Source organism: Paenibacillus sp. LHD-117, assembly GCF_030929555.1.
Lineage (GTDB): Bacteria > Bacillota > Bacilli > Paenibacillales > Paenibacillaceae > Pristimantibacillus.
In genome coordinates this window covers 240,644-261,447 of sequence record NZ_JAVFVT010000002.1, presented here as the reverse complement: position 1 = coordinate 261,447, position 20,804 = coordinate 240,644, and the positions used below count along the sequence as shown (strand labels likewise).

At 54.1% G+C, this 20,804-nt stretch carries 27 protein-coding genes; all 27 read left to right on the top strand.

Going from position 1 to position 20,804, the window contains the following annotated elements; translation table 11 throughout:
* The first annotated feature begins 4 nt into the window (after window positions 1-4).
* Window positions 5-619 carry a genetic competence negative regulator gene (locus RB620_RS02315; protein WP_308091890.1) on the top strand — a complete coding sequence of 205 codons (615 nt, stop codon included), beginning with the start codon at window positions 5-7 and terminating at the stop codon, window positions 617-619.
* Window positions 620-771: 152 nt separating this feature from the next.
* Complete coding sequence (locus RB620_RS02310; protein ID WP_308091889.1) at window positions 772-2,013, top strand: Glu/Leu/Phe/Val family dehydrogenase; 1,242 nt, start codon at window positions 772-774, stop codon at window positions 2,011-2,013.
* Window positions 2,014-2,029: 16 nt separating this feature from the next.
* Window positions 2,030-2,728 (top strand): glutamic-type intramembrane protease PrsW, encoded by a 699-nt coding sequence (prsW, locus tag RB620_RS02305; protein WP_308091888.1) that lies wholly within the window; start codon window positions 2,030-2,032, stop codon window positions 2,726-2,728.
* A 48-nt stretch (window positions 2,729-2,776) separates the two neighbouring features.
* Window positions 2,777-2,938, top strand: a complete 162-nt coding sequence (locus RB620_RS02300) for a hypothetical protein (RefSeq protein ID WP_308091887.1) — start codon at window positions 2,777-2,779, stop codon at window positions 2,936-2,938.
* A 99-nt stretch (window positions 2,939-3,037) separates the two neighbouring features.
* Window positions 3,038-4,393, top strand: coding sequence for a germination protein YpeB (gene ypeB, locus RB620_RS02295; protein ID WP_308091886.1), 1,356 nt, complete (start codon window positions 3,038-3,040; stop codon window positions 4,391-4,393).
* A gap of 114 nt (window positions 4,394-4,507) precedes the next feature.
* Window positions 4,508-5,164 carry a flagellar brake protein gene (locus RB620_RS02290; protein ID WP_308091885.1) on the top strand — a complete coding sequence of 219 codons (657 nt, stop codon included), beginning with the start codon at window positions 4,508-4,510 and terminating at the stop codon, window positions 5,162-5,164.
* Window positions 5,165-5,231: 67 nt separating this feature from the next.
* Window positions 5,232-5,429, top strand: a complete 198-nt coding sequence (locus RB620_RS02285) for a hypothetical protein (protein WP_308091884.1) — start codon at window positions 5,232-5,234, stop codon at window positions 5,427-5,429.
* A 140-nt stretch (window positions 5,430-5,569) separates the two neighbouring features.
* On the top strand, window positions 5,570-6,268 hold the full coding sequence (gene cmk, locus RB620_RS02280) for a (d)CMP kinase (protein WP_308091883.1): 699 nt from the start codon (window positions 5,570-5,572) through the stop codon (window positions 6,266-6,268).
* 3 nt (window positions 6,269-6,271) lie between these two features.
* Complete coding sequence (locus RB620_RS02275; protein WP_308091882.1) at window positions 6,272-6,847, top strand: lysophospholipid acyltransferase family protein; 576 nt, start codon at window positions 6,272-6,274, stop codon at window positions 6,845-6,847.
* 75 nt (window positions 6,848-6,922) lie between these two features.
* On the top strand, window positions 6,923-8,179 hold the full coding sequence (rpsA, locus tag RB620_RS02270; protein ID WP_308091881.1) for a 30S ribosomal protein S1: 1,257 nt from the start codon (window positions 6,923-6,925) through the stop codon (window positions 8,177-8,179).
* Between the two features lie 114 nt (window positions 8,180-8,293).
* Window positions 8,294-8,935, top strand: coding sequence for a YphA family membrane protein (locus RB620_RS02265; RefSeq protein ID WP_308091880.1), 642 nt, complete (start codon window positions 8,294-8,296; stop codon window positions 8,933-8,935).
* Window position 8,936: 1 nt separating this feature from the next.
* On the top strand, window positions 8,937-9,854 hold the full coding sequence (locus tag RB620_RS02260) for a YIEGIA family protein (RefSeq protein ID WP_308091879.1): 918 nt from the start codon (window positions 8,937-8,939) through the stop codon (window positions 9,852-9,854).
* Complete coding sequence (locus RB620_RS02255) at window positions 9,847-10,026, top strand: capping complex subunit for YIEGIA (protein WP_308091878.1); 180 nt, start codon at window positions 9,847-9,849, stop codon at window positions 10,024-10,026. The genes RB620_RS02260 and RB620_RS02255 overlap by 8 nt, the downstream gene beginning before the upstream one ends.
* 112 nt (window positions 10,027-10,138) lie before the next feature.
* Window positions 10,139-11,461, top strand: a complete 1,323-nt coding sequence (der, locus tag RB620_RS02250) for a ribosome biogenesis GTPase Der (RefSeq protein ID WP_308091877.1) — start codon at window positions 10,139-10,141, stop codon at window positions 11,459-11,461.
* Between the two features lie 14 nt (window positions 11,462-11,475).
* Window positions 11,476-12,072, top strand: coding sequence for a glycerol-3-phosphate 1-O-acyltransferase PlsY (plsY, locus tag RB620_RS02245; RefSeq protein WP_308091876.1), 597 nt, complete (start codon window positions 11,476-11,478; stop codon window positions 12,070-12,072).
* Window positions 12,072-13,115 (top strand): NAD(P)H-dependent glycerol-3-phosphate dehydrogenase, encoded by a 1,044-nt coding sequence (locus tag RB620_RS02240; RefSeq protein WP_308091875.1) that lies wholly within the window; start codon window positions 12,072-12,074, stop codon window positions 13,113-13,115. Before plsY ends, RB620_RS02240 begins: the two co-directional genes overlap by 1 nt.
* An 82-nt stretch (window positions 13,116-13,197) precedes the next feature.
* Window positions 13,198-13,473 carry a stage VI sporulation protein F gene (locus RB620_RS02235; protein WP_187100628.1) on the top strand — a complete coding sequence of 92 codons (276 nt, stop codon included), beginning with the start codon at window positions 13,198-13,200 and terminating at the stop codon, window positions 13,471-13,473.
* 235 nt (window positions 13,474-13,708) lie between these two features.
* Window positions 13,709-13,888: a DUF2768 family protein gene (locus RB620_RS02230; RefSeq protein WP_308091874.1), complete on the top strand. Its 180-nt coding sequence runs from the start codon at window positions 13,709-13,711 to the stop codon at window positions 13,886-13,888.
* A gap of 50 nt (window positions 13,889-13,938) precedes the next feature.
* Entirely contained in the window at window positions 13,939-14,235 is a 297-nt protein-coding gene (locus RB620_RS02225; RefSeq protein ID WP_308091873.1) for a 2Fe-2S iron-sulfur cluster-binding protein, read from the top strand.
* A gap of 48 nt (window positions 14,236-14,283) precedes the next feature.
* On the top strand, window positions 14,284-14,928 hold the full coding sequence (locus RB620_RS02220) for a nucleotidyltransferase family protein (protein WP_308091872.1): 645 nt from the start codon (window positions 14,284-14,286) through the stop codon (window positions 14,926-14,928).
* On the top strand, window positions 14,880-15,227 hold the full coding sequence (locus RB620_RS02215; RefSeq protein WP_308091871.1) for a 2Fe-2S iron-sulfur cluster-binding protein: 348 nt from the start codon (window positions 14,880-14,882) through the stop codon (window positions 15,225-15,227). Before RB620_RS02220 ends, RB620_RS02215 begins: the two co-directional genes overlap by 49 nt.
* Before the next feature lie 20 nt (window positions 15,228-15,247).
* Window positions 15,248-16,009, top strand: coding sequence for a hypothetical protein (locus RB620_RS02210; RefSeq protein ID WP_308091870.1), 762 nt, complete (start codon window positions 15,248-15,250; stop codon window positions 16,007-16,009).
* 370 nt (window positions 16,010-16,379) lie between these two features.
* Window positions 16,380-17,858 (top strand): stage IV sporulation protein A, encoded by a 1,479-nt coding sequence (gene spoIVA, locus RB620_RS02205; protein ID WP_308091869.1) that lies wholly within the window; start codon window positions 16,380-16,382, stop codon window positions 17,856-17,858.
* 266 nt (window positions 17,859-18,124) lie between these two features.
* On the top strand, window positions 18,125-18,400 hold the full coding sequence (locus tag RB620_RS02200; RefSeq protein WP_087567006.1) for an HU family DNA-binding protein: 276 nt from the start codon (window positions 18,125-18,127) through the stop codon (window positions 18,398-18,400).
* Between the two features lie 113 nt (window positions 18,401-18,513).
* On the top strand, window positions 18,514-18,762 hold the full coding sequence (gene mtrB / locus RB620_RS02195; protein ID WP_308091868.1) for a trp RNA-binding attenuation protein MtrB: 249 nt from the start codon (window positions 18,514-18,516) through the stop codon (window positions 18,760-18,762).
* Between the two features lie 243 nt (window positions 18,763-19,005).
* Window positions 19,006-19,608 carry a hypothetical protein gene (locus RB620_RS02190; RefSeq protein ID WP_308091867.1) on the top strand — a complete coding sequence of 201 codons (603 nt, stop codon included), beginning with the start codon at window positions 19,006-19,008 and terminating at the stop codon, window positions 19,606-19,608.
* A gap of 326 nt (window positions 19,609-19,934) precedes the next feature.
* Window positions 19,935-20,804: a heptaprenyl diphosphate synthase component 1 gene (locus RB620_RS02185; protein ID WP_308091866.1), complete on the top strand. Its 870-nt coding sequence runs from the start codon at window positions 19,935-19,937 to the stop codon at window positions 20,802-20,804.

Genomic DNA, 20,804 nt, shown 5'->3' with positions numbered 1-20,804 from the left:
TGTCATGAAAATCGAACGGCTTAGTCAGGACAAGATACGGATTTTCTTGACGTTCGACGACTTGCTTGAACGGGGGATCCATAAGGATGACATGTGGCGCGAACCTCCGAAGCTGCACGAGCTTTTCCTGGAAATGATGGAGCAGGCGTATACCGAATTAGGCTTTGATGCCAGCGGCCCGCTTGCGGTCGAAGTGCTGGCGATGCCCGCGCAAGGCATGGTCATTATCATTACCCGCGGGAAAGTGAACGAAGCGGAAGACGCAAGCGCGGAAGATGAAGATGAGCTCGAAGAAGACATTTACGATATGGAAGTGACGATGGAACAGAGCGACGTGATGATGTATTCGTTCAGGGACTTCGAAGATGTCATTGCGGCAGCGGGCCAACTCCAATCCTCTCAGTTGACGGAAGGCGGCAGATTGTATGCCTATAAGGGCAAATATATACTGGCGATCGAGCCGACCCATGTGGAGCAGGCCAAATACAACGCGGTTATCGCCCTGCTCGCGGAATACGGGGACGCAACCTCCGTTACATTCGCCGTGCTTGAGGAATATGGCAAGGTCATCATGCCGGAGAACGCCGTTCGCGAAATTTGCAGTCATTTTCAATTATGATTTTATAGGTTTCGATCCGTGAAGAGCATCCGCTTTCGATTTCGGCGGGATGTTCTTTTTTCGTCTTTCGTCCAGCCAGGCAGCATACGATGCAGAATAGGCAAGCGCACGCGGGCTCATATTAGAAGTAGACTAAGTCGGAGATTGGATGGATGAAAATGAACGATGTATTGCACGCGACGCAGGTCGTAATCGAGCAAGCGCTTCGCAGGCTGGGCTTTGGCGATGATATGATTGAGCTGCTTAAGGAACCGATCCGCCTGCTGACGGTTCGTATTCCGGTACGCATGGACGACGGCACCACAAAAGTATTCACCGGTTACCGCTCGCAGCACAACGACGCGGTCGGCCCAACCAAGGGGGGCGTCCGATTCCATCCCGACGTCACCGAAAAAGAAGTGAAGGCGCTGTCGATCTGGATGAGTCTCAAATGCGGCATCGCGGACTTGCCTTACGGCGGGGGCAAAGGCGGCGTCATTTGCGATCCGCGCAAAATGTCCTTCCGCGAGCTCGAACGGCTTAGCCGCGGATATGTCCGGGCTGTCAGCCAGCTCGTCGGCCCGACGAAGGATATTCCGGCCCCGGACGTAATGACCAATTCGCAAATCATGGCTTGGATGATGGACGAGTACAGCCGGATCCGGGAGTTTGATTCGCCGGGCTTCATTACGGGCAAGCCGATCGTCCTTGGCGGCTCCAAGGGAAGAGAAACGGCAACGGCGCGCGGCGTCGTCATTATGATTCACGAGGCGCTACGATTGAAGGGGATTCCGCTACAAGGCGCTCGAATCGTCATTCAAGGCTTTGGCAACGCGGGCAGTTACTTGGCCAAATTCATGCACGAGAGCGGCGCGACAGTAATTGGTATTTCCGATGTCAATGGCGCGTTGTATAATAAAGAGGGGCTCGATATTCCCCATCTGCTGGACCGAAGGGATTCATTCGGCAACGTAACGAATTTATTCCCGAAGACGATATCCAACGAAGAACTGCTCGAATTGGAATGCGACGTGCTCGTCCCTGCCGCGATTGAGAATCAGATCACGGAACAAAACGCGACGCGAATCAAAGCTTCGATAATCGTCGAGGCGGCGAACGGACCTACTACGCTCGAAGCAACGCGTATCGTAACGGAGCGGGGCATCTTGCTCATCCCGGACGTGCTCGCGAGCGCCGGAGGCGTCATCGTTTCCTACTTCGAATGGGTGCAGAATAATCAAGGTTACTATTGGGACGAGAACGAAATCGACAACAAACTTCGGCACATGATGATCCGGGGTTTCGAGAACGTATATGAAATCCACCAGACGCGCAAGGTCGATATGAGGCTTGCCGCCTATATGGCCGGCGTCCGGAAGATGGCGGAAGCCGTACGGTTCCGCGGGTGGGTGTAAAGAAAGCAGGGAAGCAATGCTGTTGTTCTCCATATTGACCGCTGCGGCGGCGCCGGGCGTCTCGCTGCTGACCTATTTATATTTGAGGGACAGATACGAGGCGGAACCAATCCATATGGTCGTCCGAATGTTCGTGCTCGGCATCCTCGTTGTCGTGCCGATTATGGTCATTCAGCGAGGGCTGCAGATATGGCTCGGCGATTCGAATATCGTCGTTTCATTCGTGAATTCGGCGGCGGTAGAAGAATTTTTAAAGTGGTTCGTGCTTTATCACGTGATTTACAACCATACCGAGTTCGACGAGCCTTACGACGGCATTCTGTATGCGGCATCCATCTCGCTTGGCTTCGCTACGCTGGAGAACGTGCTGTACGCGATCTATACGCCGTCCTCGTTCGGCTCGTTGCTGGCGAGAGCGCTGCTGCCCGTATCAGGCCATGCGTTGTTCGGCGTGATGATGGGTTATTATTTGGGCAAAGCCAAATTCGCGAGTTCGAAACGGAAGTCGAATATTTTCCTTGCGATTTCGCTCGTATTACCCCTCGCGCTGCATGGCATGTACGACTGGATTCTCGTGACGGTGAAGCAGAACTGGATGTGGATCATCGTGCCGTTTATGCTCGGGCTATGGGTATGGGGTCTGCACAAAATGAATTCCGCGAACGCAAGGTCGCCCTTCCGTCTGGTCGCGCGAGAGGAAGAGATTAAACTTTGAACGAACCGTCTATACTGTCTATATATTGGCAAGCAAGAGGAGGCAGGGATGGAACCGGCTCGTATTAAAGTGACGATTCGCTGCAATGTATGCGGCGAGAAATTCGTGCTGCGCGGCAGGCGCGAGAAGGGCTCGATCGACACGGGATTCAAACAATGCATTTGCAATAATAGCGACGATCTCGATATCGAAGAGCATCCTGGATTTTGACGTTTGTTCCTTCGAAGACAAAAGCATACAGCGATGCATAAAGCTCCCTTCCGAAATCCAAACTATGCTCAGGTTTGGTACCAGAAAGGAGCTTTTTGCATGTATCGTAGACTCAGTTCAATCATGTTCCCCCTCGTCACGATTCTTCTGATCGGCGCGATCTATTGGGGATACCAAGAGCATCAAGAAAAAAACTCCATCCTGATCAAAGCGGAGAACCAATACCAGCGCGCGTTCCACGACCTGGCCTTCCACGTCGACAAGCTTCACGAACAGCTCGGCAATACGCTAGCCGTCAATTCCACGTCCATGGGTTACCATCGCAAGGGTCTTGTTAACGTTTGGCGTCTGACGAGCCAAGCGCAAAACGAGATTAGCCAGCTGCCGCTCAGCTATTTGCCGTTCACCGAGGCGGAGGATTTCCTGTCCCATATTTCCAACTTCGCCTATAAGACGGCCGTTCGGGATTTGACGAAGCAGCCGCTTTCGGACGACGAGTTCAAGACGCTTAAGGCGTTGTACGAGAAGTCCGATGAAATTTCGAAGGAGCTTCATCATATGCAATCCGACGTACTGGCGAACAATTTGCGTTGGATGGACGTAGAAGTCGCGATCGCGTCGGATCAGTCCAAGAGCGGCAATATCATCGTGGACGGTCTTCGCACCATGAACGAGAAGGTTGGCGCTTACCCGGAACTGAACTGGGGACCTTCCGTCAGCAGCATGTACGAGAAACGTACCGTCAAAATGCTCGGCGGCGAGTTCGTGAAACCGGAGGATGTGAGGAAAAAAGCTGCGAAATACATGAACGTCGACGAGTCCGTGGTTCAGGTCGCCGAGAACGGGCAAGGCTCCGAGTACGCTTCCTTCTCCGCGGTAGCGAACGGGAACGACCCGAATCTCAAGACGCAAATGGACTTCACTCAAAAAGGCGGGCAACTCATTTGGTTCATGAAGAGCAGAGAGCTCGGCGCGAAGAAGATCGGCTTCGATCAAGCCAAGGCTTCCGCCGATAAGTTCCTGAACGATTTCGGCTTCAAGGACATGAAGGCGGTCAGCTTCGACATGTACGACAATTCCGGCAGCTTCACGTACGTAGGTCTTCAGAACGGCGTTCTGATCTACCCGGACAAGCTCACCGTAAAGGTCGCGCTCGATAACGGCGAAGCCGTCGGTCTCCAGGCAAGCGACTACGTCTACGAGCATCACAAACGCGAGCTTCCAAGCCCGATCATGACGAAGGCCGATGCCAAAAAAGCGATCAACCCGAATATGGAAGTGAATAACGAGCAGCTAGCCTTGATCGAAAACGAAATGGGCGAGGAAGTGTTATGCTACGAGTATACGGGACGCATTAACGGCTCCATGTATCGGATTTATATCAACGCGCTGAACGGAATCGAGGAAACGATCGAGGAGATGACCCTCGAGGACGAGAAAACGGCACAAAAATAGCTCGCGTTAATGAACGCCAAACAAGGCAAGATTCCTCGCTTCCGCTTGTAAATCTCGATATAGCCCCCCATAAATCGACATGCTATAATGTCTGATATATGGGGGGGAACCAATTTGCTGCCTAAAGTCAATGGTATGCTTTATTATCAAATCGCTTCTTCCGACGAATCGGAAGCAGCCCTGGAGTACCGCTCCAGAATCGCCGACGAAGAAGAGGGTGCCTTGCTGATCGAGTATCCTCTGAACGAGAAGACCGGCAGGATGAAGCGGTTGTTTCTAGGGGACGAGCTGTCCGTATACTTCCTTTCTTCCGACGGGGTGAAGCATTACTTCGATTCGCATGTCGTCGGCTTCAAGGAAGACGGCGTCATCCGGCTCGTCAAGCTGCTAAGGCCCGATCCGGAACGAATGACGAAGGTGCAGCGCAGAAGCTTCCTGCGCGTTCCGGCAGAGCTGGAGCTTGCGGTGAAGATCGGCAGTCACGAGCGGTTCCTATGCAAGACGGACGACGTTGGAGGAGGAGGCATCTCCTTCATCTGCGACGGCAAGTGGGGAATAAGAAGCGAAACTCAATTGGAATGCTGGCTGCTTGTGCCGTACAAGAACGGCACGATCGAGCATGTCACGTTCACGGGCGAGGTCATCCGGGTCAATACGCTGGAGACGGGACGCAAGCAAGCGATGATCAAGTTTTTGAGCATCAGCGATACCGAAAGGCAGAAGATTATACGGTTCTGTTTCGAGAGGCAGCTGGAATATCGGAATCGATGAATAATTCCGTTCCAGGGAGGGAACATATCCTTAGGTTGACATTCGGTTGACGCATGGAGGTGTTCCTATGCCCAAGAAACCGCAGCGATTGCCAGAGCAAAGAGATCATTTCGTGGAATGGTCCGATAGGTTCAGCCGGTGGCTACTAAGAGCAGTCATCATTTTAATCGCGCTCATTGCGCTATCCCAACTGGCGATACAAAATGACGCGATTCGACACTTCCTGACAAGCGCGGATCGGTGGGAGGGAACCCGCCTGAGCTAGCGCTTCTCTTTTGCATCTCGGGGCGTTGTGTGGTATAATTTTCACGTTCGCAGGCAATGCCTGCTTTTTCTTTGAACACCGGCATCACCCCGGAGCTTAGAGAGAAGAGGCCGTCCTGATTCAAAGGAGGTAGACCGCAAGTGGCGCAGCTAGATGGCGACAGCGACCGCATCAATATCGCGATTGACGGGCCGGCAGGCGCCGGCAAGAGCACGGTTGCAAGGTTGGTCGCCGGACAATTAGGGTATGTGTACATCGATACCGGAGCGATGTATCGAGCCGTAACGTTTAGCGCGCAGCGCTTATCGATATCGGCAGAGCAGCACGAACCGCTATCGCAGCTGATGCAATCGATACGGATCGAGCTGGAGCCGGGCGAACGCGGGCAATCCGTATTCGTGAACGGCGAAGACGTGACGGACAAGATTCGTTCGCGGGAAGTTACCGTCCAAGTTTCTTATTTCGCGGCTAGCGGCGTCGTTAGAAGCGTGCTAAGCCGGATGCAGCGGGATCTCGCGGTGCGCAAGGGCGTCGTCATGGACGGACGAGACATAGGCACGCACGTGCTTCCGAACGCGGAATTGAAGATTTTCCTTACGGCATCCGTTCGCGATCGCGCGCTGCGCAGGTTCAATGAGCTTGGCGATAACGCGGCCATCACGCTAGATCAGCTGGAATCCGAGATCGCGGAGCGGGACAGGCTGGATGAAGGACGAGAAATTTCTCCCCTTATCCGGGCGACTGACGCGATCGAGCTGGACAGCAGCGGAATGACGATCGAAGAAGTCGTTTCTTCAATCGTGCAATTAAGCCGAACCAAATTGGCGGAGGCGAAGTAAACTATGTTATACGTCATTTTCCGCTTCCTGCTTAGAGTCTTGTACCGGCTATTGTTCCGATTGGAAGCGAGAGGTCTGCATCACATTCCGGCAAGCGGACCCGTGGTACTCGCATCCAACCATATCAGCAATCTGGATCCGCCAACGATTGGCGTGCTCGTACCGCGCAAGGTGAACTTCATGGCCAAGGAAGAATTGTTTAAAGTACCGGTGCTCGGTCCTTTGATCAGCGCTTTCGGCGCATTCCCGGTCAAGCGCGGAGGCGTCAGCAAGGAAGCCATCAAGTCCGCGATCACATTGCTGAAAGCCGGCAACGTTCTCGGGATATTCCCGGAAGGTTCACGCAATAATGCCGGCGCCGCGAAGAAAGGCACCGCAATGATCGCGATCCGAAGCGGGGCGACTATCGTTCCGGTAGCCATTGTGGGCGAGTATAAACTATTTCGCAAGACGTTAGTCTGTTACGGAGAGCCGCTCGATCTTACAGCACTCATTGATGAATCATCGCCGGATATGCTCGAGCAAGTAACGGAAGCCGTCATGACCCGGATCCAAGAGGTTGCAGCGCAGTATCATTAAGTTGTTTTAAATGCCGCCCGAGCGATCGGTGCGGGTTTAAATAAAGTTGGGGTTAGAATTGAGGAGGTTATTTCAATGTCAGAAGAGATCAATGTGCAAGAAACCGTTGCGGAGGAAGTGAGCCAGGACGCAATGGACAATTTCGTTTCTTTGAAGAAAGGCGACTCCGTTAAGGGTACAATCGTCAAAATCGAAGATAACCAAGCTTACGTAAGCCTTGGATATAAATATGACGGTGTTATTCCGCTTCGCGAACTTTCTTCCGTACAACTCGAGAACGCGAACGACGCAGTTCAAGTCGGCCAAGAGGTTGAGTTGAAGGTCGTTAGCATCGACGACAACAAAGAAAGCCTCGTGCTTTCGAAGAAGCTCGTTGATTCCGAGAAGGGCTGGGAAGAGCTTCAAAGCCGTTTCGAGAGCGGCGAAGTATTCGAAGTAACGGTTGCCGACGTGGTAAAAGGCGGACTTGTGGCGGACGTAGGCGTTCGCGGATTTATTCCTGCATCCATGGTTGAGCGTCACTTCGTAGAAGACTTCAGCAACTACAAAGGACGCACGCTTCGCGTGAAAGTAAAAGAACTGGATCTGGAGAACAAAAAAGTGATCCTGTCCCAGAAAGAAGTTTTGGACGCTGAATTCGAACAAAACAAACAACAAATCATGAACAACCTTGTAGCGGGCCAAGAGCTTGAAGGTACGGTTCAACGCCTGACTCCGTTCGGCGCGTTCGTGGATATCGGCGGAATCGACGGTCTGGTTCACGTATCCGAGCTGTCGTGGCAGCATGTCGCTCATCCTAAGGATGTTGTGTCCGAAGGCCAAGCGGTACGCGTGAAAGTACTTAAAGTCGATCCGGCTGCAGGCAAAATCAGCCTCAGTATCAAAGCGGCTCAACCTGGTCCATGGGATTCCGCTGCCGGCCAATTCAACATCGGCGATATCGTGACGGGTACGGTTCGCCGCATCGTGACATTCGGAGCATTCGTCGAGATCGCTCCTGGCGTAGAGGGATTGGTTCATATTTCCCAGATCGCTCACCGCCACGTTGCGACACCGTTCGAAGTGCTGAAGGAAGGTCAAGAAGTGAAAGCCAAGGTTCTTGACTTCAACCCGGCCGAGAAACGCGTATCCCTGAGCATCAAAGAAACGGAAGAAGCGCCTGAGCAAACGGAAGCCGCTCCTAGACAAGAACGTGATCGGGATCGTGCGCCTCGCGCGCCTCGCGCTCCAAAAATGGAAGAAATCAACAACCCGAACGTTAGCTTGAACAGCTCCAGCATGAGCTATTCCTTGGGCGAGCGCTTCGGCGACAAACTCAGCAAGCTGAAATAGGATTATAACCTTAATTCGTTCATTAGGGTGACAAGAAGGCTATTCCCGCGTTTCGACGCAGGAATAGCCTTTTTCCATTGGCGCATAATAGGGGATACGAGAGGTGAAGGATTAATGATTCCCGGTTATTTGTCGGTTTGGTTAGCTTTGGTCATCACAATCTTGTTCGCGACGGGCTGGAAGCCTTATATCGCACCGAAGCTGCGGTCGGCTACTGCGGTTGTCATGACCTGCGCGATGGCGGCCGCGGCGCTTTATCGATTTTGGTGGATGCCTTTCCCCCGTTACCCGTTCGTGAATCTTCATGGCGCGGTATTAGTCCTTTTGGCCGCCAGCTTGATTGCGCTTGCGTTCAAAGACAATAAGGGACATCGCGGTTATTTGGTATTGTGTATCTTCATGCTCGCGATCATCTGGGGCAGCATCCGGAGCCTGTATACCCATGACCCGGTCTTATATTGGCTGGAACCGTGCTGGGACGCGCCGCTCTTATGCGGTTTGTTATGCTGTATCTTTACGATGAACATCCGATATCAAGCAGGCGCTTTGTTATGGTGCGCCGTCTTCGGCGATGCAATCAGCGCATGGCTGGAGAATGGGGCTTATACGGCGCTGATCGGTTCGCTGAATTGGTGGGATTCGTACAGTCTGGCGTTATCGGCCGCTTGTTGCAGTACGCTGGCGATTCGTTGCGTCCGTTACGCGGGAGCGATCGTCGGCCGGACCTGGGTCGGGATAAGGGGAGGAAGGGAATAACATGCTCGGCTACTTGGAACAAAACCGCCATCTTGTAGGCGTGCTTATTGGCATCGTATTCGGCCTGATCGCCAGATTGCTTCTGCTAAAGACGGACTACAGGCAATATCCAACCTATCCGCACGGAAGGATCATTCACGTCTCGCTCGGCGTGATCGCCGCCGCTCTGGGTGCGGTAGCCGTGCCGGCGCTGTTCAACAAGGATTATACGGCCATCACGTTCCTGAGTTTGGCCGCTCAGCAATTCAGGGACGTTCGCAAAATGGAGAGGGAGACGCTTACGAAGATTGACGATATGGAGCTGGTGAGCCGCGGTTCTACATATATAGAAGGAATAGCAATGGTTTTCGAAGGGCGCAATTATTTGGTCATTATGTCGGCGCTCGTCACCAGCCTGTTTGCGATCCTCCTGAACGTCTGGTTCGGACTAGGCGCTGGAGTCCTAACGCTTCTTGTCGTCATGAAGCTGAAGTCGGGGCATTCGATAGACCATATTGCAGGGGTACATGCGGCGAATGTCCGGGTCGACGGTCCGGACTTGTTCGTTGACGACATTTATATCATGAACGTGGGTCTGAAGAACAATCAGGCCATCATCGCGGAGCGTGGAATCGGTTTCGTGCTGACGCCGCGCAATCCGAATGCGAAGGTGACGCTGACGAACTTGGGGCAAAGGCAGGCGATCTTGTATGATTTGGCCACGATCCTTGGGGTTTATCGCGACGACGGGGAGCCGGCCCTTATTCCGATGGCGAAGCTCGACATGAACGACGGCAGGCTGGCCGTATTCCTTATTCCGCAAGACCGGGAGAGCGGGAAAGGAATCGAGGTTATCAAACGCGTTCCTATACTGGAATCCGCCGTCCGCATGCCGACGGAAGCACAGGTCAACAAGAAGGAGGCGGATTCTCATGGCTAAGATCTTGGCGGTCGTATCGCTCCATCGGGAAGCCGTCGGCGGGGGCGCGCCGATATTTATTGCTCCGAACGAAAAAAACTTGCAGGATACGGCCTTCCTTCTGGAGAAAATATTGGATGCCAGCGCACATGATTTGAAGAACGGTTCAATTATTCTCGTCAATCACCGATAATATGAAAAGTTAGCCAAGCGCGATCTTTTTTGCTATGATGAGTATCGTGAGAATTAGTCGATGCTTTCGAAGTAGTTTGTTTCACAAACTTTTAAGGAGTGAAAAACCAATTATGGCAAGACCCGTTATTGCCATCGTCGGGCGCCCGAACGTGGGGAAATCCACCATTTTCAATAGGGTAATCGGCGATCGGCTAGCAATCGTAGAGGATAAGCCTGGGGTTACCCGGGACCGTTTGTACGGTACTGGCGAGTGGAACGGAAAGCCGTTCAGCATCGTGGATACCGGCGGTATCGAGATAGATGGGGAAGACGAAATTATGAAATCCGTCCGCATGCAGGCCGAACTGGCGATCGAGGAAGCGGACGTCATTGTTTTTATGGTCGACGCGAAGACCGGCCTCACCCATTCCGACGAAGAGGTTGCGCAAATGTTGTTCCGTTCTCGCAAACCCGTCGTCGTTGCGGTGAACAAGGTCGACAACGAGAATCGGATGGACGAGGTATACGAGTTTTACGGTCTCGGCTTTGGTCAACCAATCGCGATCTCCGGGTCGCACGGGATCGGCATCGGCGATTTGCTGGATGCGGCCACCGATTTGCTGCCTGAGCTGGAGGATGACGGCTATGACGAAGATATCATTCGCGTAGCTCTGATCGGTCGGCCGAATGTCGGCAAGTCGTCGCTCGTGAACGCGCTGCTTGGCGAAGACCGGGTTATCGTGAGCAACGTGGCGGGAACGACGCGCGACGCGATTGATACGCCGTTCGAGCATGACGGCCAGCGTTACGTGCTCATTGATACGGCCGGAATGCGCAAACGCGGCAAAGTATACGAATCGACCGAGAAGTACAGCGTCATGCGGGCGATGAAAGCGATCGAGCGAGCGGATGTCGTGCTTGTGCTCATCAACGGCGAGGAAGGTATCATCGAACAGGACAAACATATCGCGGGTTACGCGCACGAGGCGGGCAAAGCTTCGATCTTCGTCGTGAACAAGTGGGATATCGTCGACAAGGACGACAAGACGATGCAGCATTTTACCCAAAGCATCCGCGACCACTTCCTGTTCATGACCTACGCGCCGGTCGTGTTCTTGTCCGCCCTGACGAAACAGCGTTTACATAAGCTGCTGCCCGTCGTCAACCATGTCTCCGAGCAGCATGCGCTTCGGATTCAAACCCATCTGCTCAACGACGTCGTCTCCGATGCCGTGGCGATCAATCCGCCTCCGTCGGACAAAGGCAAACGTCTGAGGATCAATTATGTTACGCAAGTCTCGACGAAGCCGCCTACGATCGTCTGTTTCGTCAACGACCCGGAGCTGATGCATTTCTCCTACGAACGTTATTTGGAGAACAAGATCCGAGCGGCATTCGATTTCGAAGGAACGCCGGTGCGCATTTTCACGCGCCGCAAATCCGACGAGGACTAGGGAGAATAGAACCGGTGTTAGAGACAATTGCGGTTGTGCTTAGTTATTTGTTAGGTTCGGTATCATTCAGCATCGTTATTGCCAAATGGGTGAAGGGCATCGACATCCGGCAGCATGGCAGCGGCAACGCCGGAGCAACCAATACGCTTCGCGTGCTCGGCAAAGGTCCGGGCATCCTTGTTTTCCTGCTCGATATCGCCAAAGGGATCGGGGCCATCGGCTTCGGCTACGCGCTTGGCGATGATGAATGGACGCCTGTGTTATGCGGTCTCGCGGCAATCGTCGGCCATAACTGGCCGGTCTGGTTCCGATTCAAAGGCGGCAAGGGCATCGCGACAACCGTCGGCGTCATTGCGACGTTGGCGTTTTTCCCGGCTTTGTACGCTGGCATCGCGGCGATTGTCGTCATCGCGATTACGCGTTACGTATCGCTTGGCTCGTTAATCTTTGCGGCGCTAACGCCGCTGTTCATTATTTGGCTGGACTTTTCCTGGCCGCTGTTAGCTGGCGCGCTGACGATTTGCGCATTCGCTTTCTTGCGCCATCGTACCAATATCGTGAAGCTGGCGCAAGGAACGGAGAATAAGCTGGGCGCCAAGAAGGGAGCATGATGATGATGACCGATAACGGAATCTCTTCTGAGGAACGCAAAGCGGCCGTGCTCGTAGCCGGCAGCTGGGGCACCGCTCTGGCATCCGTGCTTGCAAATAACGGATTTCGCGTGAGTTTATGGACAAGAAACCCGGAACAAGCGGACGAGATCAATAAAACGCGGCATAACGCAAAATTTCTTCCAGGGAGCGAGCTGCCGGCAAACTTGACCGCAACGACGGATATGGCATCCGCTCTTGAAGGCGCAGAGCTTGCCCTGTTCGTTGCTCCTTCTGGCGCGATGCGCCAAGTGGCCCGCCAAGCGGCGCCCCATCTATCCAAAGGGACGTTATGCGTCCATGCGACGAAGGGCTTCGAAACGGATACGCTGAAAAGAATGTCCGACGTCCTGTCCGAGGAGCTGAGCAGACCGCGGTCGTCGATCGTCGTTTTGTCCGGTCCGAGCCATGCCGAAGAAGTGATCCGGAAGCAGCCGACAACGGTCGTCGTGGCGGCTGAGGAATCCGAAAAGGCAGAGCAAGCGCAGGACGCTTTCATGAACAACGCCTTCCGGGTGTACACGAACGTCGATGTCGTCGGCGTGGAGGTTGCCGGCGCCATCAAAAACATTATCGCACTCGGCGCGGGATTATCCGACGGCCTTCAATTCGGGGACAACGCCAAGGCTGCGCTTTTGACGCGCGGCCTCGCGGAAATCGGCCGGCTTGGGGCGGCGATGGGCGCTAATCCGCTGACATTCGCCGGACTCGCCGGCGTCGGCGACCTCGTCGTGACATGCACGAGCAAACATAGCCGCAACTGGCGGGCGGGATCGATGCTCGCCGACGGCACTCCGCTTGAGGAAGTGCTGCAGCGGATGGGCATGGTCGTCGAAGGAGTGCGAACCACTCGAGCCGCGTACGAGCTATCCAAACAATACGACGTGGAAATGCCCATTACGGCGCAGCTCTACGAAGTCTTGTTCCAAGGGAAGTCGCCGAAAGATGCGGTCGGCCAGCTCATGGGCCGGCTGAAGACGCACGAAATCGAACCGCTGGTCTAGTCGCCCGCCTACGCCCGCCTACACCGATGGAATTCCCCCCTCATATGATGTCTAGAGCCATACATCGAGGAGGGTGGACGAATTGTCGAAAGGGATTCCCAAAGATGTGCTCGGCGCCATTAACAAAAAAGCGGGCAAAAACATCTCGGAGAACGCGGTCAAAAAACTGGCGAGCGGCGTGGACGCGAGCACGCTTCAGAACGAAGCGGAGCTCCGCAAGCTCGTTAAGCAAGTAGCGGACATGGCGAAGATCAAAGTGCCGGAATCTACCGTGAACGATATCGTGAAAGCTGTGAAAGCGAGCGGAATGAATCCGTCGAGCATGGAATCGTTAGTGAAGATGATGCTCAAAAAGTAATGCGATCGGGCAAGAGCCATGGACGCTCCTGGCAGGAGCGGGCCCCGCGAGGGGCCGCGTCTTGGCTTTTGCCCTTTTTTTGAAGGGGGAAAACGTACAAGTTTGGATTGTCCCCGTTGCCGTACGCCTCGTACGGCTGGACGACGCCATCCGCGGCGCCGTGTGCGTTTCTGCTTGCCCGGTGCTATAATGGATGAGTATTTATAACGATGCAGATTAGGAGAATGGACTTAGTATGGACGCAATGACGAAGATGTGGGTGTCGTTCATCGGCATCGGCCTGATGGCGCTTGCGGCATTCCTGATTACGTTTGCCCGAGTGAAAACCAAAGGCGCGGTAAAGCTGGTATTATCGATTATCGCCTTTATTTTATTAGTATTCGGATTCATCTACGGATTCTTCTCTATTCTCTAGGAACGCATACATAAGAGATTACGGCATTTGGAGAAAGGGAGCATGGCGAAATGATTGAGCTTAAAGGACGAACGATAACGAAGGAAGTCGAGCCGGAGGGCGGCTTATCGCTGCTCGATCATGCGATCAAGCACGGGGTCGACTTCAGCTTCTCCTGCACGCGTGGCACTTGCGCGAGATGCCGCTGCCTGGTGACGGAAGGGGCGGAATATCTGGAAGAAGTGACCGACGAGGAATGGGATCGGCTCGAACCGGAAGAATTCGGGGAGGGCTATAGGCTCGGCTGCCAAGCGATCGTGAAGGATGGCGCCGGACGGATCACCGCGGTTAACAAAACGTATTTTTAAACTTAAAGTGAGAGTTCAAAAAGAACTTCTGCAAAGGATGTGCCGGCAATGACTAACGAAGCAGGGATCACCAAAGCGCTGGCTGCCATCATAACAGCTGCTGGATGCGGGGATTGGATCGTTGGAGGGAGCGCGGGACTGCTGCTAAGGGGCTTAAAGCTTCCCGCGGAGCCGCGTGACCTCGATTTGTATTGCGACGAGACGGACATGCGGAAGCTGCATGATCGGCTGCAGAAGTATGCGATCGACGATCCCGCGTACAGCGAAACCGACATTTACCGTTCCTGGCTCAGTCATTATCAGATCGAGGGGATTCGTCTGGAGTTGGTTGGCGGATTCCGGGTAACGGCGCATGGCTGCTCGTACCGCACGGAAGTGAAGGAGGCATTGCTGCCGCTCGGATCACCCGTCTCCGTGGACAATCGGATGGCGGACGCGGTCATCGTTCCGCTTGCGCATGAGCTATGGTTTAACGCGCTTCGCGGTCGGGCTGACCGCGTGCAGTTGATCGCCGAAGCTTTCGCCGCGAGTCCTGCCGTCCATCTAGAGGCGTTAAGGATAATCGAAAGCAGGAACGAATTCAATTCTTGCGCGATTAGCCAGGTCCATCGTTGGATACGGAATGCGGAAGCGGGTGATGAAGAATGGACGCTGAAGTCGTTTTCTGGCCAAGCGGCAAAACTGTCCGTGTAAGGCGCGGGACAACGGTGCTTGACGCATCGAGGAGGGCCGGCGTATCGATTGCGACGCGTTGCGGCGGGAAAGCCGCATGTTTTATGTGCAAAGTGACGGTCAAACCGGGCAGCGAGCTGCAGCCGATCAGCGATGAGGAGCGCCGCAAGCTGGCCGGTCTTGACGAGAAGGGGATACGGCTGTCGTGCCAGATGCGGGTGACGGGACGCGTCGAGGTCGAGCTGCCTCCCGATCCGCTCCGGGCGGCCATCGCGAGGCAGCTGGCAAGACAGAAGGAGCAGGATGACGAGTTGTGGTAGCAGGGAGGAAGAGTAGAGCAATGAATACGGTTTCGAGTATCGAGCTGCTCCTGCGCGGCAAGCCATTGCTGCGCGCGGTGTCCGTAATGCTGACGATAGCGCTTGTCGCGCTACCGCTCGGCGGATGCATGTATCCAAAGCAGAATTTGAAGCAAAACGCGGCACCCAAGGAAGCAATACGGAACGTGCAGGGTGCGATTGACCAATATTTCGAGGAAACGCAGCTATTGCCGATAAAAAACAGCTCTCAGGACGTTCCGAGGTACGAAAAGTATTTGATCGACTTCGACAAGCTGCTAGCGAAGGGTTACATGAGCGCCGTTCCTGTCGCGGCCTTCGAAGGCGGAGGTCATTATTATTTTCTCGTTATCGATGAAGACACGGATCCGCGCGTGAAGCTGATGGACATCGTGACGGCGCAAAAAATAAACGATATCCAGAACCTCGTTAACGGGTACATGCAAGAGAGCGGTACCGTGCCCAAGGGCAATGCCGTTTACCCGGGCTTCTATGAGATCGACTACCAGCTGATGGACAAAAAAGCTGTGACCGTAACGAGCGTATTCTCCGGAGGCACGCAGCGCGCCATCGTCGACGAAGACGGCACGGTGTTCGCCGATTACGGCGTCGATCTGATGCAGCTGCTGGAGCGCGGCGGCGAATCCTCCTATGAGGAAAACATAGATTTGAGAACGCTGCTCGTCGATTCGTCCGATTACGTGCCCGTGAAATCTCCGGCTTACAAGCTGATAGACGGAGAGCCGGTTGCCGTGCAGCCCTAGAATGGAATGCGTATCTCCGCCATATATTGCAACAATGCTGTCCCCTTGCAGGCCCAAGCCTGCGAGGGGACTTTTTTTTCGCGGACCGCCGCCGCCGCCGTCATAGTTTTCTACTCCGGTTCATATATTTCAATCTTGGAAGGGAAGCTGAAGCAACCGGAGGGAAACGCACTCCGCCGCCAAAGGACGGCAACAGCCGTTTCACCTTGACCGGAGGGAAAAAAGTTTTCGTAGAAGGAATCGGCATAATTGGACAGTCTGGACATAAGATGTTACTAGTCCACAAAGCATGTACGAGTTGCGTCGCTGGCCTGCCCTCTTGTCCGGTGGATGGCGGCGAACCGGAAATTCAATTGGGAGGGGATATTCAGTGGAGAAAGTAGACATTTTCAAGGACATAGCCGAACGTACCGGCGGGGATATTTACCTCGGCGTGGTAGGCGCGGTCCGGACGGGCAAATCAACGTTTATCAAACGGTTCATGGAGACTGTAGTGCTTCCCAACATCGTGAACGAGTCGGACCGGATAAGAGCCGTGGACGAACTGCCGCAAAGCGCCGCAGGCAAAACGATTATGACAACCGAGCCAAAGTTCGTGCCGAATCAAGCGGTACAGCTCAAAGTAGCGGAAGGGCTGGACGTCAATGTCAGGCTCGTCGATTGCGTCGGCTACGCCGTCGAAGGCGCCAAAGGATACGAGGACGAGAACGGCCCTCGCATGATTACGACGCCATGGTTCGACGAACCGATTCCGTTCCAGGAAGCGGCCGAGATCGGCACTCGCAAAGTGATTCAGGAGCATTCCACGCTTGGCGTCGTCGTCACGACAGACGGCACGATCGCGGAAATTCCGAGAAATTCTTACGTCGTCGCCGAGGAGCGCGTCATCGAGGAGCTGAAGGAAGTCGGCAAGCCGTTTGTGCTGATCATCAACTCCACCCGGCCGAAGTCGGAGGAGACGCAGCAGCTGAGGAGCGAGCTTCAAGCCAAATACGATATTCCCGTCATGGCGCTGAGCGTCGCGACGATGGGCGAGGAAGAAGGCATGGCCGTCCTGCGCGAGGTGCTCTACGAGTTCCCCGTGCATGAAGTGAACGTCAATCTTCCTAGCTGGGTCATGGTACTGAACGATAACCACTGGCTCCGCAGCAACTACGAGAATTCCGTCCGTGATACGGTGAAGGACATCCGGCGTCTTAGAGACGTGGAGCGCGTCGTCGCCCAGTTCATGGATTACGACTTTATCGCGCGCGCCGGCCTCAGCGGCATGAACATGGGCCAAGGCGTTGCGGAAATCGACCTGTACGCGCCCGACGAGCTGTACGATCGCATCCTGATGGAGGTCGTCGGCGTCGAGATTCGCGGCAAGGATCATCTGCTCCAGCTCATGCAGGACTTCTCGCACGCGAAGCGGGAGTACGATCGATTCGCCGAAGCGCTCGAAATGGTGAAGACGACGGGTTACGGCATCGCCGCACCGTCGCTGGCCGAGATGGCGCTGGACGAACCGGAGCTGATCAGGCAAGGATCAAGGTTCGGCGTACGCCTGAAAGCAACGGCGCCGTCGATCCACATGATCCGCGTGGACGTCGAATCCGAGTTCGCGCCGATCATCGGAACCGAGAAACAAAGCGAGGAGCTAGTGCGCTACCTGATGCAAGACTTCGAGAACGACCCGATCAAAATTTGGGAGTCCGACATTTTCGGCCGCTCGCTGCACTCCATCGTAAGAGAAGGCATCCAAGGCAAAATCGCGCTCATGCCGGACAACGCTCGCTACAAGCTGCAGGAAACGCTCGGCCGCATTATCAACGAAGGATCGGGCGGTTTGATTGCAATCATTTTATAACCGGAACGTGACGCATGACGGAGCTCTCTCCTAAGCTGAAAAAGCTTAAGAGAGAGCTTTGTTTTTTCGTTTTCGATCCATTCATGGCCGTTTCGTGCATGAGGAAGATGAGAATTCGCTCCGAAAGCCCGCCAAATGGGCTTCCCCACTTGAAATTGTGTTTCCGCTGTATTACTATAGGTTTGTTCGGTCAAAAGGTATATATTTGAAGTTTTCGGTGAATAAGAGGGATAAGATGTTTTTTACATACCTAAGGAGGTGAAAGGATGAATAAAACAGATTTGATCGCTAAAGTAGCTGAACTGTCCGACTTGTCCAAGAAGGATGCGACGAAAGCGGTTGACGCCGTGTTCGAGGCGATCTCCGATGCGCTGCAAAGCGGAGACAAGGTACAACTGGTAGGCTTCGGCAACTTCGAGGTTCGCGAACGCCAGGCCCGCAAAGGCCGCAACCCGCAAACGGGCGAAGAGATCGATATCGCCGCTAGCAAGATGCCGGCATTCAAACCAGGCAAATCGCTTAAGGACCTTGTATCCAATTAACGTATACGCAAGTCAGAACGCTCGAACGGAACGTTTGAGCGTTTTTCTATTTGTTTCTAAGAATTCATAAGTTTCGCATTTCATATTGAGCTTAGAATTCTCGGAGAGTAGCCATGACGAAGGCGGAGGAGATCACCATGGAGCAACCGACTGTAGGGGAGTACATCGTCATAAAGGCGAAGGATCAAGGCGTGCAAGTCATCGGGCTCACGCGCGGTCAGGATACGAAGTTTCATCATACGGAGAAGTTGGACCGGAACGAAGTGTTGATTTGTCAGTTTACCGATCATACCTCGGCGATCAAAATCCGGGGGAGAGCGACCGTCTTGACCAAATACGGGACGGTGGAAACCGATCAATAAGCAGCAAGCCACGAGAATCGATAAGATTCGGGTAACGGAAGACGAAGGATCGCGGAGAGGGAGTTGCGCCGCGAGCCTTTTTTTTTGCCCGTTTCTTCGATGAGACATCTATGTTCGGCCTTGCTCTCGAATATTCATTCTCGCTATTTCGTACAATGGTTGTAAGGGCTTGGACGGTATGGCCGATTCCAGGAATGAACAAACTGGAATTAGAAATAAGATTCCCGGAAGGTGGATTCGTATATGCGGCTAATGACTTCATGGCTGGCTGCCGGCATGGTGACGCTGGCGATTACGATAGGCATGACTTTGCTGCCGGGGTGGCTGGACGACGCAGGACGGGGCAAACCGGATATGACGGTCATGCGTCCCGGTCTTGCGAGCGCGTTAACGAACTCGAACCTGGTAGACGTTCTCTCCGGCGTAACGCTGAGGGAGAAGCTCGAACATGCAGAGTGGAACGGTAATGTTCTTTCTTTGGAGCTGTCCGTTACACCTGCCAAAGGAAGGCCGCAAGCTTTGTTCTCTGACGTGGAGAAGCTGACCGAGCTGGCGTTCAGACAATTGGACAATGTCGATCGGCTGCTCGTCCGGATCACGGAGAGAGCGGACGACCGCAGAACGTTGCTTGCAGCTGTTGACGTTCGTCGTTCGGACGAATGGCTGCAGAGGGAGTTGAAGTCGCTGACGTACGCCGATCCGGTACATGACGAGCTGTGGCGGCACAGGCTTCGCCTTAGCTTTACGAGGGCATGGGAAACCCGTTTCGGACCGGTATCCGGCTTTTCCGCCAAAGTGCTCCCGGCTCCCGCTGCGGAAGCGGGCAGCGAGGATGTTGCAAATTGATGAACACTAATAGTGCAAGTTCAAAAAGTCCAGTTTTCAGCACCAAGAAGATTGAAAGAAGCTAGGAAATGAGGAGCGGAGCGTAGCTGGAGGCTACGTGAGCACCTGAAATGTTTCCGGAGGAAACATACTTCGTAAGCAGACGCTTGTTCCGGCTGAATTCAAGATTCGATGTCGAAAAAGCTTCATGAGCTGCTTCGTGATCAAAATTGGACTTTTTGAACAACCTCTAATAGGCGAGCATGTGATCTTTGAATGAAGTTGTGCTATAATAGCCTGAGATTATTGAGCGGCAATCCTGCTACACTTGTCCGGAGGCTTCTACCATGGCGAAATACCGCATGACCGAAATCGCGTCTAATTACGCGAACTACGATATGATACAGGCGCATACGGAGCTCCCGCCGCCCGCCGAACCAAGGCTGCGGCTTCTTTATGCGGTTTTGAACGAGCAAGGCCCCCTTAGCGAGCACAGCGAATTGTACACGGCCGTCGTGTCGCTCGTCCAACTCGGCATGGATACCCATGATCTGATCGACACGGATACGCGCAGGCGTTCGGAGAAAGAGATGCGTTCGCGGCAGCTGAAGGTGCTGGCTGGCGATTATTTCAGCGCGCGCTTCTACCAGATGTTAGCCGGGGCGGGTCAGATCGAAATGATTTCGAAGCTCAGCGACGCGGTATGCGAAGTAAACCGCATGAAAGTGAATTTATACTCCCGTATGAGAGGGATGAAGATGACCGCGGACGATTATTTCGGTTACGCGGCACAATTGAAGAGCGAGCTGTTCGGCCATTTTGCCGGGATGCTCGAAGGAACGCTTTCCAGGCTATGGCCGGAACTTCTCGGCGGCATTACGCGATGCGAGGTAGCCATCGAGGAAATGGAACGATGCAACGACGCAAGCCGGTTCGAAAGAAGCTGGGCTTATTGGCATTTGCTCCAGGTCGGAACGGAAGACGAACGCCGCCGATTGACGGACGGTCAGCCGGAATCCGCATTCATTCAATCTCTTGTGCACAAATACGAGATCACCAAGCAGCTTGCGGCAAGGCTGAAGCAAAGCATGAACGCGCTGAAAACCGCGGTCGGAAAGCTGGAATCGGACAAGCTGGCGAGCGAGCTTACGGCCATTACGAACCAATTGACGAACAATAAGGGCGGCTTCATGCCCGCACTCAACGAGATGAGGTGA

Coding starts and splice junctions, on each gene's coding strand:
- RB620_RS02220 (WP_308091872.1), top strand. CDS start 14,284: ATGACTAACGAAGCAGGGATCACCAAAGCGCTGGCTGCCATCATAACA.
- der (WP_308091877.1), top strand. CDS start 10,139: ATGGCAAGACCCGTTATTGCCATCGTCGGGCGCCCGAACGTGGGGAAA.
- ypeB (WP_308091886.1), top strand. CDS start 3,038: ATGTATCGTAGACTCAGTTCAATCATGTTCCCCCTCGTCACGATTCTT.
- RB620_RS02285 (WP_308091884.1), top strand. CDS start 5,232: ATGCCCAAGAAACCGCAGCGATTGCCAGAGCAAAGAGATCATTTCGTG.
- RB620_RS02260 (WP_308091879.1), top strand. CDS start 8,937: ATGCTCGGCTACTTGGAACAAAACCGCCATCTTGTAGGCGTGCTTATT.
- mtrB (WP_308091868.1), top strand. CDS start 18,514: ATGACGAAGGCGGAGGAGATCACCATGGAGCAACCGACTGTAGGGGAG.
- RB620_RS02215 (WP_308091871.1), top strand. CDS start 14,880: ATGGACGCTGAAGTCGTTTTCTGGCCAAGCGGCAAAACTGTCCGTGTA.
- RB620_RS02275 (WP_308091882.1), top strand. CDS start 6,272: ATGTTATACGTCATTTTCCGCTTCCTGCTTAGAGTCTTGTACCGGCTA.
- RB620_RS02310 (WP_308091889.1), top strand. CDS start 772: ATGAAAATGAACGATGTATTGCACGCGACGCAGGTCGTAATCGAGCAA.
- RB620_RS02265 (WP_308091880.1), top strand. CDS start 8,294: ATGATTCCCGGTTATTTGTCGGTTTGGTTAGCTTTGGTCATCACAATC.
- RB620_RS02240 (WP_308091875.1), top strand. CDS start 12,072: ATGATGATGACCGATAACGGAATCTCTTCTGAGGAACGCAAAGCGGCC.
- RB620_RS02315 (WP_308091890.1), top strand. CDS start 5: ATGAAAATCGAACGGCTTAGTCAGGACAAGATACGGATTTTCTTGACG.
- RB620_RS02200 (WP_087567006.1), top strand. CDS start 18,125: ATGAATAAAACAGATTTGATCGCTAAAGTAGCTGAACTGTCCGACTTG.
- RB620_RS02210 (WP_308091870.1), top strand. CDS start 15,248: ATGAATACGGTTTCGAGTATCGAGCTGCTCCTGCGCGGCAAGCCATTG.
- RB620_RS02190 (WP_308091867.1), top strand. CDS start 19,006: ATGCGGCTAATGACTTCATGGCTGGCTGCCGGCATGGTGACGCTGGCG.
- RB620_RS02225 (WP_308091873.1), top strand. CDS start 13,939: ATGATTGAGCTTAAAGGACGAACGATAACGAAGGAAGTCGAGCCGGAG.
- rpsA (WP_308091881.1), top strand. CDS start 6,923: ATGTCAGAAGAGATCAATGTGCAAGAAACCGTTGCGGAGGAAGTGAGC.
- RB620_RS02185 (WP_308091866.1), top strand. CDS start 19,935: ATGGCGAAATACCGCATGACCGAAATCGCGTCTAATTACGCGAACTAC.
- RB620_RS02230 (WP_308091874.1), top strand. CDS start 13,709: ATGGACGCAATGACGAAGATGTGGGTGTCGTTCATCGGCATCGGCCTG.
- RB620_RS02255 (WP_308091878.1), top strand. CDS start 9,847: ATGGCTAAGATCTTGGCGGTCGTATCGCTCCATCGGGAAGCCGTCGGC.
- RB620_RS02300 (WP_308091887.1), top strand. CDS start 2,777: ATGGAACCGGCTCGTATTAAAGTGACGATTCGCTGCAATGTATGCGGC.
- prsW (WP_308091888.1), top strand. CDS start 2,030: ATGCTGTTGTTCTCCATATTGACCGCTGCGGCGGCGCCGGGCGTCTCG.